Source organism: Microbispora oryzae (assembly GCF_017896165.1).
Lineage (GTDB): Bacteria > Actinomycetota > Actinomycetes > Streptosporangiales > Streptosporangiaceae > Microbispora > Microbispora oryzae.
Map to the genome: position 1 here is coordinate 1 of NZ_JAFCNB010000007.1, position 14,832 is coordinate 14,832.

Sequence of the window (14,832 nt, forward strand, 5' to 3'; positions counted from 1 at the left end):
GTTCGCGGTCACATCACGTTCGCGGCCGGCTTCAACAACGAGGCGCCGCTGATGCTGCTGACGGCCGCGCAGCGGCTGGAGCCGTTCGACATGGACCTCGCCCGGGAGACGTATCTCATCGCCTGGGGTGCGGCCTCCTTCGGCGCCGGCAACCGCGAGAGCCTCCTGGCCGTCTCCCAGGCGATGCGGCGGCTTCCCTCTCCAGAAGCAGGCGCGGATGTCCTCGATCTCGTGCTCGAAAGCTATGCGCTGCTCGTCACTGACGGCCGCAGGGCCGCGCTTCCCGCATTGCGAAGAACGCAGGACGCGCTCACGGACTATCCCGTACGAGACCTCCTGAAGGTGGGATGGGCGGCCTGTGCCGTGGGTTCGTACATCTGGGAGGACCGCCTCATGTTCGAGACGCCTGCCAGGGTGCTCGAGGAGGTGCGTTCGGCCGGCGCCCTGTCCGAGCTGCCCATCTACCTCCACGCGTTGGGCGTGCCGGTCTTGCTGAGCGGTGATTTCGCCACCGGAGCCACGCTCGTCGCCCAAGCGGGGGCCGTCGCGGAGGCGACGGGGGTGCCCATGACGCAGCACACCCGGCTTCTGCTGAGGGCGATGCAGGGCAAGGAGGACGAGGCTTCGGCGCTGATCGCCGCGACGGTCCAGGAGGCCGGTGCCAGTGGCCAGTTGGGGGGCGTGGTGTCCGCCCACTGGGCGGCCTCGGTGCTCTACAACGGCCTCGCCCGCTACGAGCTCGCGCTGCCGGCGGCGCAGGCCACCATCGGAAGCGCCAACCTGCTTGTCTACCAATTCGCACTCCCCGAGCTCGTGGAGGCGGCGGCGCGCGTCGGGAACGACGCGGCCGCCCACGGGGCGCTCGGGGACCTGGTGGATTTGGCGGAGTCGTGCGACACGGACTGGGCCCAGGGCATTCTGGCTCGCTGCCGGGCGCTGCTGATCGACGCCGCCGCCGCGGACGACCTGTACCGGGAGGCGATCGAGCGGCTGGGCCGGACGCTGCTGCGGCCCGAACTGGCGCGTGCTCGCCTGCTGTACGGCGAGTGGTTACGCCGGAACCGCCGGCGGGCCGAGGCGCGGGTCCACTTGCGGACCGCGTACGAGATGTTCGTCTCGATCGGGATGGAGGCGTTCGCCGAGCGTGCCCGGCGCGAGCTTCTCGCCACGGGAGAGAGCGTCCGCCGCAAGCGCAGGGACGAGGCGTCGTCGAGCGAGGAGTTGACGGTGCAGGAGCGACAGATCGCCCTGCTCGTGCGGGACGGCCTGTCCAACCCGGAGGTCGCGGCCCGTCTCTTCGTGAGCCCGCGCACCGTCGAATGGCACCTCCGCAAGATCTTCATCAAGCTCGGGATCAGCTCCCGGACGCAGCTTCGCGGTGTCCTGTCCCGCGACGAAAGCGAGTCCGCCCCGCAGTAGAGGTGAGCGGCCGGCTGCCGGCCGCTCTGACATCGCAGGTCGCGCAGGCGAGCGCGACCTGTTTCGCGCGCACGCCCGCCCACCGGCCATCCCTGGCCCGTGTAGACCAGTGAGACACCCTGGTGCGATCCGGTGACCGGCCGCCGAGGCTGGTCGTGTCGGCATTTCGCTTTCCACGACGACGTCGCGTCATCGTGGGCCACAAGAGAATGAGGCAGCCATGTCCGAACAGCCGCTGGACGGAGCCGTCGCGCTCGTCACCGGCGCCAGCAGCGGAATCGGCGCCGCGACCGCGCGCCGTCTCGCCCGTGAGGGCGCGGCCGTGGCCCTGGTCGCCCGTCGCGGCGACCGCCTGGAGCAGGTCGCGCGCGACATCGCCGGGCTGGGCGGGCAGGCGGCCGTGATCGCGGCGGACATCACCGAGCCGGAACGCGCCGAGGACGCCGTGCAGGACACGCTGGACCAGCTCGGGCGCCTCGACATCCTGGTCAACAACGCCGGGATCATGCTGCTCAACCCGGCACTGCACAGCACCGTCGCGGAGTGGGATCGGATGATCTCGCTCAACGTGGCCGCGCTGTTGCACGTCACGCACGCCGCCGTCCCGCACCTGATCTACGCGGCGTCGACGTCGCCGCGGCAGGTCGCCGATGTGGTGAACGTCGGCTCGACGGCCGGGCGAGTCGCCCAGCCGGGGAGCAGCGTCTACAGCCTCACCAAGTTCGGCCTGAACGGGTTCACCGAATCACTCCGCCAGGAGTTGCTCGGCGAACGGGTCCGGGTCGGCGTGGTGGAGCCCGGCGTCGTGGACACCGAGCTGATGAACCACCTCAGCGACACCGTCCGCGACGCGGCCCGCCGGCGGATCGCCGGAATCGAAGCGCTGCGGCCGGAGGACGTCGCGGACGCGATCAGCTACATCGTCACCCGAGACCGGCGGGTCGCCGTCAACGAGATGCTGGTCCGCGCCGGCGACCAGACGTGGTAGTCGCGCCTGCCGATCAGCATCGTGATCACAGTGGCACCACCAAACCGCTGGTGAAGGAGGGGAAATCGTGATCATGAGCGTGTCGCGGTCGTGCGGAGACGGCGCGGCGCGGATCAGCGCGTGGCCCCGCGCCGGCCGTGACATCGACTCCGGCGCGCCCGCCGGGTGGTGCTGATGGCCGGCGGCGAACCCCGGTTGCGGCTGCACGGCCGGCAGGTGGAGCGCGAGAGACTGGATCAACTCGTGGCGACGGTGCAGGCCGGCCACAGTTCGGTCCTGGTCCTGCGTGGCGAGGCCGGCATCGGCAAGACGGCGCTGTTGGAATACGCGCGACGCGGCGCGTCCGGCTGCCGGATCGTCCGGGCCTCGGGTATAGAGCCGGAGACGGAGCTCGCCTTCGGGGGACTGCATCAACTGTGCGTCCCGTTCCTGGATAACCTCTGCCGCCTGCCGGACCCGCAGCGTGACGCGCTCGGGACCGCGTTCGGGCTGACCGCGGGAACTCCGCCGGACCGCTTCCTGGTCGGGCTCGCGGCGCTCGGCCTGCTCGGCGACGCGGCCGGTGAAGAGCCGGTGCTCTGCCTCGTCGACGACGCCCAGTGGCTGGACCAGGTCTCCGCGCAGACCATCTCCTTCGTCGCGCGGCGCCTGTCCGCCGAGCCGATCGGACTGGTGCTCGCGGTGCGCGAACACCATTTCGAACCCGACCTGACAGGGCTGCGGCAGCTCGAGGTGGGGCGCTTGAACGACGACGACGCCCGCGCCCTGCTGGAGTCCGTGACTCCCGGCCGGCTGGATGAGCGGGTCCGGGACCGGATCGTCGCCGAGGCCCACGGCAATCCGCTGGCCCTGCTCGAGCTGCCTTTGGGACTGACGCCTGCCGAACTGGCCGGAGGGTTCGGAAGGCCTGACGCGGGGCCGCCGTCCGGCCAGAACGAGCGGAGCTTCCTCCATCGGGTCCGGGCGCTCCCGGCCCAGACACAACAGCTTCTGCTCATCGCGGCGGCCGAGCCGATGGGCGATGTGACCGTGCTGACCCGCGCGGCAGAGCGGCTGGGCATCGACGCGGCCGCCGCGACGCCAGCCGAAGCGGCGGGACTGATCAGCATCGGCACCCGGGCGCGGTTTCGTCATCCCCTGGTGCGTTCGGCGGCCTACCAGGTGGTGACCCCGCAGGACCGGCAGCGGGTGCACCGCGCACTCGCCGAAGCCACCGATCCGCACGCCGATCCAGAACGACGAGTGTGGCATCTGGCCAACGCGACGGCCGGTCCCGATGAGACGGTGGCTGCCGAGCTGGAGCGTTCGGCGGATCGGGCGCGGCTGCGCGGCGGGGTCGCCGCGGCGGCCGCGTTTCTGGAGCGTGCGGCCGAGCTGAGCCCCGACGCCGCCCGCCGCGCCGCCAGAGCGTTGGCCGCGGCCCGGGCCAAGTACCTGGCCGGCGGGTACGACGCCGCGCTGGAACTGCTGGACGCGGCCGAGCTCAGCCCGCTGGACGAACGCGGCTCCGCTGAGGCCGACCTGCTGCGTGGCCAGGTCGTCTTCTCCTCAACCAGTGCCGGCGCCGGCCTGCCGCTGCTGCTCAAGGCCGCGGCACGGCTCGAGTCGCTGGACGCCGGGCTCGCCCGCGAGGCCTATCGTGACGCGATGTTCGCGGTCATCACAGCCGGCCATCTGCCTAACGGCGCTCGCCTGGCGGACGTCGCGAGGGCGATACTTGCCGCACCGCCGGGGCCGGCCTCCGAGCGCACCAATCTGTTCCTGAACGGCGTGGCAGTGATGGCCGTTGAGGGCTATACGGCGGGCACGCCGATGGTGCTGCGGGCCCTGGAGTCCTTCCGCGACGACGGGGTCTCCAGGGAGGAGGGGCTGGGCTGGCTCCCGTTCGCGTGCCGCGTCGCTCATAACGTCCTGGACTTCGACAGCTGGTCGGTGCTCTCGACGAGGCTGGTCGACCTGGCTCGTGAGACGGGTGCCCTGTCGGTGCTGCCGTCGGCTCTCCACATGCTCGTGTCCAATCGGGCCCTTGCCGGCGAACTCGCCATCGCCGAAGAGTTGCTCGCCGAGGCGGTCGACATCGGTGAGGTGACGGGCAGCCGCTTCTTCGCCCGATACGCCGCTTTGGTGCTCGAGCCGTGGCGAGGCCGGGAAGCCGCGACGCAGCAGGTGATCAGTGCGGTCACACGTGAGGCGGCCCTTCAGGGGGAAGGCAAGGTGGTGACCGCCACCCACTGGGCGAAGGCGGTGCTCTACAACGGCCTGGGACGCTACGAAGCGGCATACCTCGCGGCCGCGCGAGGCTCTGAGCATCCGCCGGAGTTCGGCGGAGCGTTCATCAGGTCCCTGATCGAGCTCGTCGAGGCCGCCGTCCGCAGCGGACGACCGGCCCGCGCCGCCGAAGCCGCCCGGAAGCTCGAACAGCTCGCTCAGGCCAGTGGCACCGACTGGGCTCTCGGCACCTCAGCGAGCGCTCGTGCCCAGGTGAGCGACGGTGAAGCCGCCGAGGCTTCATACCGTGAGGCGATCGAGCGGCTCAGCCGCACCGGTGTCCGGGTGACGCTCGCTCGCGCCCGGCTGCTCTACGGCGAGTGGCTGCGCCGGGAGGACCGCGGCGTCGACGCGCGCGAGCACCTGGGCATCGCCTACGAAATGCTCACCCAGATGGGGGCCGAGGCGTTCGCCGAACGTGCGCGGCGCGAGCTGCAAGCCGCCGGCGAGACGGTACGCAGGCGCCCCAAGGGACGCGCCATCCTCACCCCTCAGGAGGCGCAGATCGCACGCCTGGCCTGTGACGGGCTGACGAACCCTGAGATCGGCGCGCAGCTCCTCATCAGCCCGCATACCGTCGAATGGCACTTGCGCAAGGTCTTCCAGAAGCTCGGCATCGTCTCCCGTACCCAGATCAGCGCCACACTCCTCGGAGGCACGGCGGTCACCGCCTGATGCTCCGTGTTCGGAGTTCATGGGCGGAAGTCAGCACACGACCCCGAGCCGGGGCATCAAGCCGTGATGGCTCGACGCCCCGGCCGGATCTCTTCAACACGGCCCGTTAGTGAACGGTCGCCCTCGCCGCCCGCTCGATCACGCGCGTGACGGTTGTGGGATCCGTCATCAGACCGACGTGTCCCGCGTCGTACTCGATGATGGTGGAACCGGCACGCTCGGCCATGGCCCGTTGGGCGCTCTGCGGGATGATCCGGTCCTTGGTGCCGATGAGGTTCCAGGACGGGATCGTCCGCCAGGCGGGAGTTCCGGACGGCTCGTTGAGCGCCCCGACCGTGGCCGATCGCTGTGAAGCCGCCACGATTGCCTTCTCATCCGCGCTCAGCCCGTTCGCGAACGACGTGAAGACGGTCGAGTCCTTGAGATACAGCTCGGTGTCCGCGGTGGGCGGAAGGGTGTCGGGAACGAGGTCGAACACGGTCGTCGGGTCCGGGGCTGAGAGAGCGGAGTCCGGCCCCGCGAGTGATGTCGCCGACTCGCCGGCGTCGGGCGCGAAGGCGTTGACATAGACAAGTGCCTTGATATTGGGGTTTCCGGTGGCCGCGTTGGTGATCACAGCTCCGCCGTAGGAGTGGCCGACGAGAACGATCGGTCCCGTCAGCGTTTTGAGGAAGGCCTTCACGGACGCGGCGTCGCCCGACAGCGATCGCAGCGGATTTGCGATCGCCCTCACCGTGTAGCCGTCGTCCTGGAGCCTGGCGACGACACGGCTCCAGCTCGAGGCGTCCGCCCAGGCTCCGTGTACAAGCACGATGACGGGCTTCGCCGTCCGTGATCGGCTGTCCTGCGCGGCGGCGCTGTGCGCCGGGTTGAGTGCCGCCAGGATGAAGACGACCGCCGTGAGGAGGGGCACCACGGCGAAGGGTCCTCTTTTGGCGTGGAGGGATGCGTTGGCTGGGGGACTGGTCATGGCTCTGTCCTGTTCCGCGTGGGATGGCGGCTCCGGGGGGCCGGCGGACCCGAGACGGTTCGCGCGCCGAAGACGTCGCCGTCGGCGTCATAGCCGTCTGTCATAGCCGGAGCCGGAGTCGAGCGCGTGATCGCCGACTCGTCTGTAAGACCGGACACCAGGACGCCGCGTGACGCCTGTCGCTTGCCCCCGTGTGTGGCCCGGTGCCCCGGGGGTCGCGGTCGGCCGGTGACCCCCGGACCCGGCTCCCGCTAGGGACCCGCGCCAGGTATCTCCCTGGTGCGGCCATGGCATGTGCCCGGCCAGAGTCCATGGTGGCCGCGCGACTCCGTGTCGCTGGCGGGCACCGCGAGAAACCCGTTTACCCACCGCGGCGAAGGCCGCCGGATCACCGGTTCGGACTGTGACTCGACAGCGTCCATCGAAGGTGTGAGTGAGCATGGATCCCGAAACGCAAAGCCAGACGACTTCCCTGGAACAGGCCGCCGCCACCTTCGTCAAAGTACGTCCGAGCCTCTACCGCATCGCTTGCGGCGTGCTCGCCCGCTCGGCGGAAGCCGAGGACATCGTCCAGGAGGCCTGGCTCCGCTGGCAGAAGACCGAACGCTCGGCCATCGCCAAACCGACGGCGTTCCTGACCCTGGTCACGACGCGGCTGTCCATCAACGCCACGCAGTCCGCCCGGGTCCGCCGTGAGATCTACGTAGGCCCGTGTCTGCCCGAGCCCATCGATACCAGCACCGATCCCGCCGTCGGGGTCGAGCGGCGTGAGGCACTCGCAGTAGCTTTGCGGCTGCTACTCGAGAAGCTCACCCCGGCCCAGCGGGCCGCCTACGTCCTCCGTGAAGCCTTCGTCTACCCCTACGAGCGGATCGCCGAGATCATCGGGCTCAGCCCGGCCAACGTCCGCCAGCTGGTGAGCCGGGCCCGTAAGCACCTGAGCTCCGGCCGGCGCCAGTCGATCGACAGTCATGAGCACCGGCGCCTTCTGACGATCTTCCTCGACGCCGCTCGGGAGGGGAACATGAGAGCCCTGGAAGATCTCCTCGCCGCGGACGTGATCAGCTCCGGCGACCATGCCGAGGGGTCGCCTTGATCGTTACCATCCGGGGGTGGCATTCTGGCGAACGCCTGACGTCACTGACTCAGCCGCGTCGGCGAAGTCGCCGCTGAACGGAAGCCGGCGCTGAACGGGGGACGGAGACGGGCATGCGGACGTTAGCAGAGCCGACGCCGCCACTGTTGAACCGACAGCGAGAGCGTGCGGCGCTTGACGGCTTGCTGGGGGATCTGCGGTCCGGACGCGGGCGAGCGCTGGTGCTGCGGGGTGAGGCCGGGGTGGGCAAGTCCGCGCTGCTGCAGCATGTGGTGGAGGCCGCCGCGGACATGCGAGTGGTCCGGGCGGCAGGCGTGGAATCGGAGATGGAGCTGGCGTTCGCCGGCCTGCATCTGCTCTGCGCGCCGCTGTTGGATCGGCTCGAGGCCCTGCCCGGTCCGCAGCGTGACGCGCTGGGCGTCGCATTCGGGTTGCGCAAGGGGGACGCGCCGGACCGCTTCCTGGTCGGGCTGGCGGTGCTGACCTTGCTGTCGGAGACAGCCGAGGAACGCGCGCTCTTATGTGTGGTTGATGACGCGCAATGGCTGGACCAGTCGTCGGCGCAGGTGCTCACCTTCGTGGCGCGGCGGTTGTTCGCCGAGCCGGTCGGGCTGATCTTCGCGGCCCGTGAGCCGGGGGAGCAGTTCCGTGGGCTGGCCGATCTCGAGGTGCGTGGCCTGCCGAAGCAGGACGCCCATACCCTGTTGCGCTCGGTGGTCCGGTTTCCGCTGGACGAACGGGTCAGGGACCGGATTCTGGACGAGACCAACGGCAACCCCCTGGCACTCCTGGAGTTGCCACGCGGACTGAGCCCCACGCAGCTGGCGGGCGGGTTCGGGCTGGTCGAGGCGCAGGCGGTCCCTACGCGTATCGAGGAGGGCTTCCGGCGCCGGCTGGAGGCTCTGCCGGCCGAGACACGGTCGCTGATGCTGGTCGCGGCAGCCGAGCCGACCGTCGACCCGGCGCTGATCTGGCGGGCGGCCGGGCGGCTCGGGATTCCCGCCTCCGCGGCGGGAGCCGCTCAGGCCAACGGGCTGCTGGAGCCTGGGACGCGGGTGCGGTTCCGGCATCCGCTTGTGCGGTCGGCGGTGTACTCGGCGGCGTCGCCGTCCGAGCGGCGGGCGGCGCATCATGCGCTGGCCGAGGCGACCGATCGCGACCGTGACCCGGATCGGCGGGCATGGCATCTGGCCTCGGCGACATCGGGACCCGACGACGAAGTGGCCGCGGAACTGGAGCGGTCCGCGGAGCGGGCGCAGGCCCGCGGGGGCATGGCCGCGGCCGCGGCGTTCATGCAACGCGCGGCCGAGTTGACGGGCGAATCCCGATCGCGGTCCGAGCGGGCCCTGGCGGCCGCGCAGGCGAATGTCTGGGCAGGCGCTTTCGACATGGCGGCCGAACTGCTCGCTATGGCGGCGGCGGGCCCGCTGGACGAACTCCAGCAGGTCCGCGTCGAGCTCATACGCGGACAGATCGCGTTCGCCTCCAACTTGGGCGGCGACGCTCCCGCGCTGCTGGCAGGGGCGGCCAAACGACTGGAGCCGCTGGACGCCGACCTAGCGCGGCAGACATACCTGGAGGCATGGTACGCCGCGTTGTTCGCCGGGCAGTTCGCGGGAGCCGATGCCCTGTACGAAGTCTCCCAGGCCGCCAGGTCAGCCCCACCGCCCACTGGCAGGCCCCGGCCGTCGGATCTCCTGCTGGACGGCCTGTCGGCCCTGATCACTGAGGGAAGCGCCCAGGCGGCACCGTTGCTGAGACGATCGGCTCGGTCTTTCGCCGAAGACGACATCCCCATGGCGGAGCGCCTGCGATGGAGCCCGGTGGCAGTGGTCGCCGCGGCGAGAGTGTGGGACGAGGAGTGCTGGTACGCGATCCAGACTCGCGAGATCCAGTCCTGCCGCGAGTCGGGCCTGCTCGGCACGCTGGTGATCTGGGTGCAGTCGATGGCCGTCTTCTCGGCCTGGCGCGGTGACTTCGCGGAGGCCGCTTCACTGGTCGCCGAGGGGGAGGCGATCGCGGCGGCGACAGGAACCCGTCACGCCCCAACCGGAGCCGTGATGCTCGCGGGGTTCCGGGGAGTGGAAGCCGAGGCCGTCCCGATGATCGAGGCCGTGATCGCGGATGCCCGAGCCGCCAATCAGGGGGTCGGCGTGCAGTTCCCGCAGTGGGTGGCCGCCATCCTCTATAACGGACTCGGCCATTACGAGAAGGCCCTCGCCGAGGCGCAAGCCGCCCAGGAGGCACCCCTGCACATATCCATGTGGGCGCTTCCTGATCTGATCGAGGCGGCCCACAGAACCGGGCAGACCGTGCTGGCCGCCGACGCTCTCGGCCGGCTGGCCGAGGCGACCGGCATCGGCCAGACCGACTGGGGGCAGGGAATCTACGCGCGTTCCCGAGCGCTGCTCAGCGAGGGCGAGGACGCCGAGCGCTGGTATCGCGAGGCGGTCAACCGGCTGGGCCGGACCGGCTTCCGGCCCGAACTCGGCCGCGCGCATCTGCTTTACGGCGAGTGGCTACGCCATGAGGGGCGGCGGGCAGACGCGCGAACGCAACTGCGCACCGCCCACGACATCTTCACCGCGATCGGCATGCAGGCGTTCGCCGGACGGGCCCGTCGCGAGCTGCTGGCCACCGGAGAGAGCGTCCGCAGGCGCACCGCCGTCACGCGCGACCAGCTCACGCCCCAAGAGAGCCAGATCGCCGGTCTGGCCCGGGCGGGCCTGTCGAACCCGGAGATCGCGGCCCAGCTGTTCCTCAGCCCGCGTACCGTCGAGTACCACCTGAGCAAGGTGTTCGCCAAGCTCGACATCACCTCTCGCCGCCAACTTCCGCAGGCCCTGACCGGCAACGGCGGCAAGAGGCCGATGACGTGACATGGAGACCGGAGCGGATGGGATACCCGCAGGTCAGAGCGGTGCATCAGCAAGACAGGCCTCAATCAGCTCCCCGCATCGGACGCGGCCGGCCCTTGGCGGGCGCGTAACCGGCGGCGCTCGTCCGGGGTGGTTCCACCCCACATGCCGTCCGCTTCGCCGGTGCGCAGGGCCCAGTCGAGACAGGCCGCCTGCACGGGGCAGGTCGTGCAGATGCGCCGTGCCCGCTCTTCGGGATGATCGGGATGCTCATCCCATGTGATCGGGAAGAACAGGCCGGGGTCCGCGTCCAGGCAGGCGGCGCGGGCGGCCCAGTCCAGAGGGCGGCGGGGCTTATGGTGCTGGTGAATCTGCTGAACGGTCATGATGTTCACCTTGTTAAGGACAGGCCGGCCAGGTCGAGGACCACGTGGTCCCCGGGCCGACGGATGCGGGAGAGGTAGCGGGCCAGTTGACCGCCGGTGACGAGGTCGATCTCACCCCCGACCGCGACCAGGCTCTTTCCGACGGAAGACGCCGTCCGGGTCGTAGCGGTTCCACAGGCGGGTGACCCGCTGGCCGGTCGCGCCGGGGTAGATTCGCGCGAAGGCGTCCGGGCCGGGCCGGCTCTCGAAGCCGCCGTAGGCTCCGTCGGACCGTCCGGCCAGCGGCTGCCAGACCGCGTCCAGTTCCGCGCCGCGCCGCGGAGGGAACACCGAGGCGATGACCAGCGTGTCCTGATGCCGATGCGGGTACGCGGTCGCGCCGGCGGGCACGTCGTTGACCGCCCCGCCCACCGAACGAAGCTGGATCGAGGGCTGTTGAGGCATGGTCGCGGCCGCCATGATCGCCGTCGCGTCGTCGTCGGTCATGGCCCGGAGCAGGCCGTTGGTGGTGGCGCCGGCCTGCTGCCCGGAGCCGGGGTACAGGTGAGGAGTGGCGAGCAGGGCGTGGTACGGGGTGAGCCGCACGTTCAGGTCGAGCAGCCTGGTGCCGATAAGGAGCAGCGGTTCGACCGCGGCCCGCAGGTGATGCCTGTCTGTGCCGGCGACCACGGCGGTGATGGAGGCGACCAGCGCGGAGCCGCAGGACTGCACGCTGACGGTGGTGGTCAGCCCACGTGTGGCGGAGGCCATGTGGTCGGCCCACTGCCGCAGCGCGCGGCCGTCCCGCTTGATCTCCACGGCGATCTGCACATATCCGACGTCGCACACCTCCATCGCCTCGATCTCGAACTCCACCACGATGCCCACCCCGGCTCCGGCGCCTCGTACGGCCCACAGCATGTCAGGGTCGTGTTCGGCGTCGGCGCGGGCGATCGTTCCATCGGCCAGGACGACGTCGGCGGCGCGGATGCGGTCGATGGTCAGTCCGTAGTCGCGTACCAGCCAGCCGATCCCGCCGCCCGTGGCCAGGCCGCCGACGCCGAGATCGCCGTGGTCATCGGAGCCGATCGCAAGTCCGTACGGGGCGAGGGACTGCCCGACGGCCGCCCAGCGGGCGCCGGCCTGCACCCGGACCAGCCTTTTGCGTCGGTCGAGCACCTCGACCCGGTTCAGCGCCGACAGGTCGATGACCACGCCGCCGTCATGGGTGGCGTGCCCGGACACGCCGTGCCCCCCGCTGCGCACGGTCACGGGCAGGTCCCTGTCGCGGGCGAAGCGCAGCGCGGCGACCACCTCGGTGGTGCTCTCGGGAAGCAGGACGAGCGCGGGTTCGGCCACTCCCGTGTGCGTGGAGCGCAGCAGGAGATACCGCGGGTCCACAGGAGTGACGATCTTGCCTTCCAGTTCGGGCGGGGCGGCGGACAGGTGCGGCGTCACGGCTGCTCCCGCATCAGGCCCCGGCCGATGGAGGGCCGGAACGGAGAGCCGTTCTGCAATTCCGTGATCGCGGCGAGAATGCCGAGTGCCCCCACCCGCGCGCGCTCGGTCTCGACGGGATCGAGCAACCAATCGCTGACCGGCACGTCACGATCGTCCTGCGACTGACTCACCTCGGCCATGGTCAGTTCGACCGTGACCACGGCCTTGAGCTCGTGGAGAAAGTCGTTCTCACTGATGGGACCGCTCATCATTCCTCCGAATCTCGTTTCTCCGCCCGGACCTCGCGAACCCCGCTGATCCGGTCGGTGGCTCGACTCGCCAATTTGGACCGGGCGAGCCTGCGGATCTGTGACACCACGGATCGAGAGGCGGACGCTGTCACGACCCGTGCGGTCGTCCGGTCTTCAGAGGGAGAGCGGGACGGCTCCGCCGGCTGGCGGTGGGAGCTGATGAGGCTGCGCCGTCGGCGGGAGACCGCGGATCCCGCCCAGCGGTGTAGGGGCCGTCTGCGGATTCGGGGATACACCGGCGCCAGGAAGGGCGCGGCTCGTAGTGTCGGAGCCGTCATGAGGGACTCCGCGTCATACCTGGCCTACGTCGCCTCCGTACCGCGCCTTCGTGCCGGGGCGGGCGCATTGCTCCGAGACAACGAGGGGCGGGTGCTTGTCGTGCACCCGGTCTACAAGGACGACTGGGAGATCCCCGGCGGGATCGTGGAGGCGGGGGAGTCCCCCGTCAGTGCTCTGCTACGGGAACTGCAGGAGGAGCTGGGCATCGCGCCGCCGGTGGGTCGGCTCGCCTGCGTCGACTGGGTGCCACCCGCGCCGCCGTGGGACGCAGGGCTGATGTTCGTCTTCAATGCGGGCGTGCTCGCTGATTCCCAAATCGCGGCGCTACGTCTCCAGCCCGAGGAGCTCGACGAATATGTGTTCGCCGAGCCCGCGGAGCTCGGCGAGCTCTTGCCGCCGGGCCTGGCACGGCGGATGAACGCGGCGATCTCGGCGGTGGACGCAGGCCGGACCGCCTATTTGGAGGACGGTTATGTGGAGGACGGCCTCATTCGCCGTCTCCCTTAGCCTGCCCGTCCCAATCCTCGACATGGAAGTCGCTCGTGATCGGTCCCTCTCAGTAGACGAACGGCCAGCCGGCCGAGTCGTAGCCGATCTTGTTGATCCCCAGCAGGGACGCACCGTTGTCGGCGTAGTAGTGATAGAAGAGCACGTCACCGTCGCTGTCGTTGATGACCGCCTGATGGCCGGGGCCGTGGATGGAGCCATGACCGGCGAGCACCTGGGTGCCTCCGCCGGATGTCATCGCCACGCCGTCGCGGTCCACGTACGGGCCGGTGACGCTCGCCGAGCGGCCGACCATGATCCGGTAGGTGCTGGAAGCGCCCCGGCAGCACAGGTCGAAGGAGGCCCACAGGTAGTAGTAGTTGCCGCGTTTGACGATGAAGGGTGCTTCGATCGCGGTACTGCCCGGACGCTGCGCGATGCTCCGGAGGGTGCTGTCGAGCCGCTTGCCGGTGCCCGGGTCGAGCTGGACGAGCTTGATGCCGCTCCAGAACGAGCCGAAGGTCAGCCACCATCTACCCTGGTCGTCGATGACGAGGTTGGGGTCGATCGCGTTGTAGCCGCTGGACGAGTTCGTCGAAATGATCATTCCTTGGTTCGTCCACGAGCCCGAGGCCCCGCTGGAGCTGGTGGCCAGGAAAATGGCGGAGTTGCTCGACCCGAAGGACGAGGCCGAGTAATACAGGTAGTACTTGCCGTTGTGATAGGAGATGTCCGGCGCCCACAAGCTCCTGCTGCCACCGGTGTAGGAGGTGGTCCACGGAGCGCCGCCAGGGAAGACCGCTCCGGCATTGCGCCAGGCCACTCGGTCGGAGGACGTCTTGAGGACGATGTCGTCGCCGGTGTGGGCCAGGAGGTAGCCCCCGTCGGGGCGCTTCACCACGCTGGGGTCGTGGACCCCGATGTCGCCGGTCACGCGGCCGGGGTTGGGGTAGGACGCCGGCGGGGTCGTAGGACCGCCCGATGATGCCGAGGGGCTCGGCGAGACCGTCGGTGAAGGCGGAGGCGAGGGGCTGGGACTCGCGCTCGGTGAGCCGGGAGCGCCCGTGCACGGTACGCCGTTCAGTGAGAAAGAGGCCGGGTCGGGGTTGGTGCCGTTCCAGGAACCGTTGAACCCGAATGAAGTGGTGCCTCCGGAGGGGATCGCGGCGTTGTACCCCGCGTCGACGGCGGTCACACTGCCACCGGCCTGGGTCACGGTGGCGTTCCACGCCTGGGTCACCTGTTGTCCGGCTCCGAACGACCAGGTCAGCCGCCAGCCGGTGACCGCGTCGCCGAGGTTGTGTATCGCCACGTTGGCGCCGAAGCCGCCTTGCCACTGGTTGGTGACCGCGTACTCGACGCGACAGGAGACCTCGGCCATGGCCGGCGCCTGAGCGGTCATCGTCCCTGCGATCGCCGACGCGAGAACGCCGGCGATGGCCCCCACTCGTGCCGTCCATCCGATCGAACGTCGCATGTCCAACCCCATCCGAGTCGGTTGCCTGCAGGGGTTCAGACGGTAGGAAACGGCAGTTTGTCCGTCAATCAGGCGATGAGGGGCATGAATGCCATGAATGACATCCCGCGGCAACGCCACAGCTCAGAGGGTGTTGGTCCGCCGTGAGCCCGATGAAACTTTGCACCGTTCATGCTCGGCGGCATAAGACGGGAGGGGGC

The 14,832-nt window shown here is 70.0% G+C and carries 11 protein-coding genes; 6 read left to right on the plus strand and 5 right to left on the minus strand.

Features of this window, described 5'->3' with window-relative positions:
• The 3 genes from JOL79_RS14670 to JOL79_RS14680 form a co-directional block, all read left to right on the plus strand.
• A partial coding sequence (locus JOL79_RS14670; protein WP_210156361.1) for a helix-turn-helix transcriptional regulator occupies positions 1 to 1,419 on the plus strand: 1,419 nt, incomplete at its 5' end.
• Positions 1,420 to 1,639: 220 nt separating this feature from the next.
• On the plus strand, positions 1,640 to 2,407 hold the full coding sequence (locus JOL79_RS14675; RefSeq protein ID WP_210156362.1) for an SDR family NAD(P)-dependent oxidoreductase: 768 nt from the start codon (positions 1,640 to 1,642) through the stop codon (positions 2,405 to 2,407).
• Positions 2,408 to 2,581: 174 nt separating this feature from the next.
• The gene (locus JOL79_RS14680) at positions 2,582 to 5,350 is read left to right on the plus strand and encodes a helix-turn-helix transcriptional regulator (RefSeq protein ID WP_210156363.1); all 2,769 of its coding nucleotides are present in this window, start codon (positions 2,582 to 2,584) and stop codon (positions 5,348 to 5,350) included.
• 106 nt (positions 5,351 to 5,456) lie between these two features.
• Here JOL79_RS14680 and JOL79_RS14685 read toward each other — a convergent pair whose 3' ends face one another.
• Positions 5,457 to 6,320 carry an alpha/beta fold hydrolase gene (locus JOL79_RS14685; protein WP_210156364.1) on the minus strand — a complete coding sequence of 288 codons (864 nt, stop codon included), beginning with the start codon at positions 6,318 to 6,320 and terminating at the stop codon, positions 5,457 to 5,459.
• 439 nt (positions 6,321 to 6,759) lie between these two features.
• Here JOL79_RS14685 and JOL79_RS14690 point away from each other — a divergent pair, with 439 nt between their 5' ends.
• Positions 6,760 to 7,416, plus strand: coding sequence for a sigma-70 family RNA polymerase sigma factor (locus JOL79_RS14690; RefSeq protein ID WP_210156365.1), 657 nt, complete (start codon positions 6,760 to 6,762; stop codon positions 7,414 to 7,416).
• A 146-nt stretch (positions 7,417 to 7,562) separates the two neighbouring features.
• A complete protein-coding gene (locus JOL79_RS14695; RefSeq protein WP_210156366.1) occupies positions 7,563 to 10,295 on the plus strand; it encodes a helix-turn-helix transcriptional regulator in 2,733 nt (910 codons plus the stop codon).
• A gap of 65 nt (positions 10,296 to 10,360) precedes the next feature.
• Here JOL79_RS14695 and JOL79_RS14700 read toward each other — a convergent pair whose 3' ends face one another.
• From JOL79_RS14700 to JOL79_RS14710, 3 genes are all read right to left on the minus strand, one after another.
• Positions 10,361 to 10,660, minus strand: a complete 300-nt coding sequence (locus tag JOL79_RS14700) for a WhiB family transcriptional regulator (protein ID WP_230984809.1) — start codon at positions 10,658 to 10,660, stop codon at positions 10,361 to 10,363.
• 111 nt (positions 10,661 to 10,771) lie between these two features.
• Positions 10,772 to 12,097 (minus strand): FAD-binding oxidoreductase, encoded by a 1,326-nt coding sequence (locus tag JOL79_RS14705; RefSeq protein WP_210156367.1) that lies wholly within the window; start codon positions 12,095 to 12,097, stop codon positions 10,772 to 10,774.
• Positions 12,094 to 12,348: a hypothetical protein gene (locus JOL79_RS14710; RefSeq protein WP_210156368.1), complete on the minus strand. Its 255-nt coding sequence runs from the start codon at positions 12,346 to 12,348 to the stop codon at positions 12,094 to 12,096. Before JOL79_RS14710 ends, JOL79_RS14705 begins: the two co-directional genes overlap by 4 nt.
• Positions 12,349 to 12,666: 318 nt before the next feature.
• Here JOL79_RS14710 and JOL79_RS14715 point away from each other — a divergent pair, with 318 nt between their 5' ends.
• Positions 12,667 to 13,176 (plus strand): NUDIX domain-containing protein, encoded by a 510-nt coding sequence (locus tag JOL79_RS14715; protein ID WP_210156369.1) that lies wholly within the window; start codon positions 12,667 to 12,669, stop codon positions 13,174 to 13,176.
• Positions 13,177 to 13,225: 49 nt separating this feature from the next.
• Here the strand turns inward: JOL79_RS14715 and JOL79_RS14720 are convergent, their stop codons facing one another.
• The gene (locus JOL79_RS14720; protein WP_210156370.1) at positions 13,226 to 14,632 is read right to left on the minus strand and encodes a family 43 glycosylhydrolase; all 1,407 of its coding nucleotides are present in this window, start codon (positions 14,630 to 14,632) and stop codon (positions 13,226 to 13,228) included.
• Positions 14,633 to 14,832: the final 200 nt, after the last annotated feature.

Excerpts from the sequence above, each read along its gene's own strand:
- JOL79_RS14710 (WP_210156368.1), bottom strand. The coding sequence starts at position 12,348 with ATGAGCGGTCCCATCAGTGAGAACGACTTTCTCCACGAGCTCAAGGCC.
- JOL79_RS14675 (WP_210156362.1), top strand. The coding sequence starts at position 1,640 with ATGTCCGAACAGCCGCTGGACGGAGCCGTCGCGCTCGTCACCGGCGCC.
- JOL79_RS14680 (WP_210156363.1), top strand. The coding sequence starts at position 2,582 with ATGGCCGGCGGCGAACCCCGGTTGCGGCTGCACGGCCGGCAGGTGGAG.
- JOL79_RS14685 (WP_210156364.1), bottom strand. The coding sequence starts at position 6,320 with ATGACCAGTCCCCCAGCCAACGCATCCCTCCACGCCAAAAGAGGACCC.
- JOL79_RS14720 (WP_210156370.1), bottom strand. The coding sequence starts at position 14,632 with ATGCGACGTTCGATCGGATGGACGGCACGAGTGGGGGCCATCGCCGGC.
- JOL79_RS14700 (WP_230984809.1), bottom strand. The coding sequence starts at position 10,660 with ATGACCGTTCAGCAGATTCACCAGCACCATAAGCCCCGCCGCCCTCTG.
- JOL79_RS14690 (WP_210156365.1), top strand. The coding sequence starts at position 6,760 with ATGGATCCCGAAACGCAAAGCCAGACGACTTCCCTGGAACAGGCCGCC.
- JOL79_RS14715 (WP_210156369.1), top strand. The coding sequence starts at position 12,667 with ATGAGGGACTCCGCGTCATACCTGGCCTACGTCGCCTCCGTACCGCGC.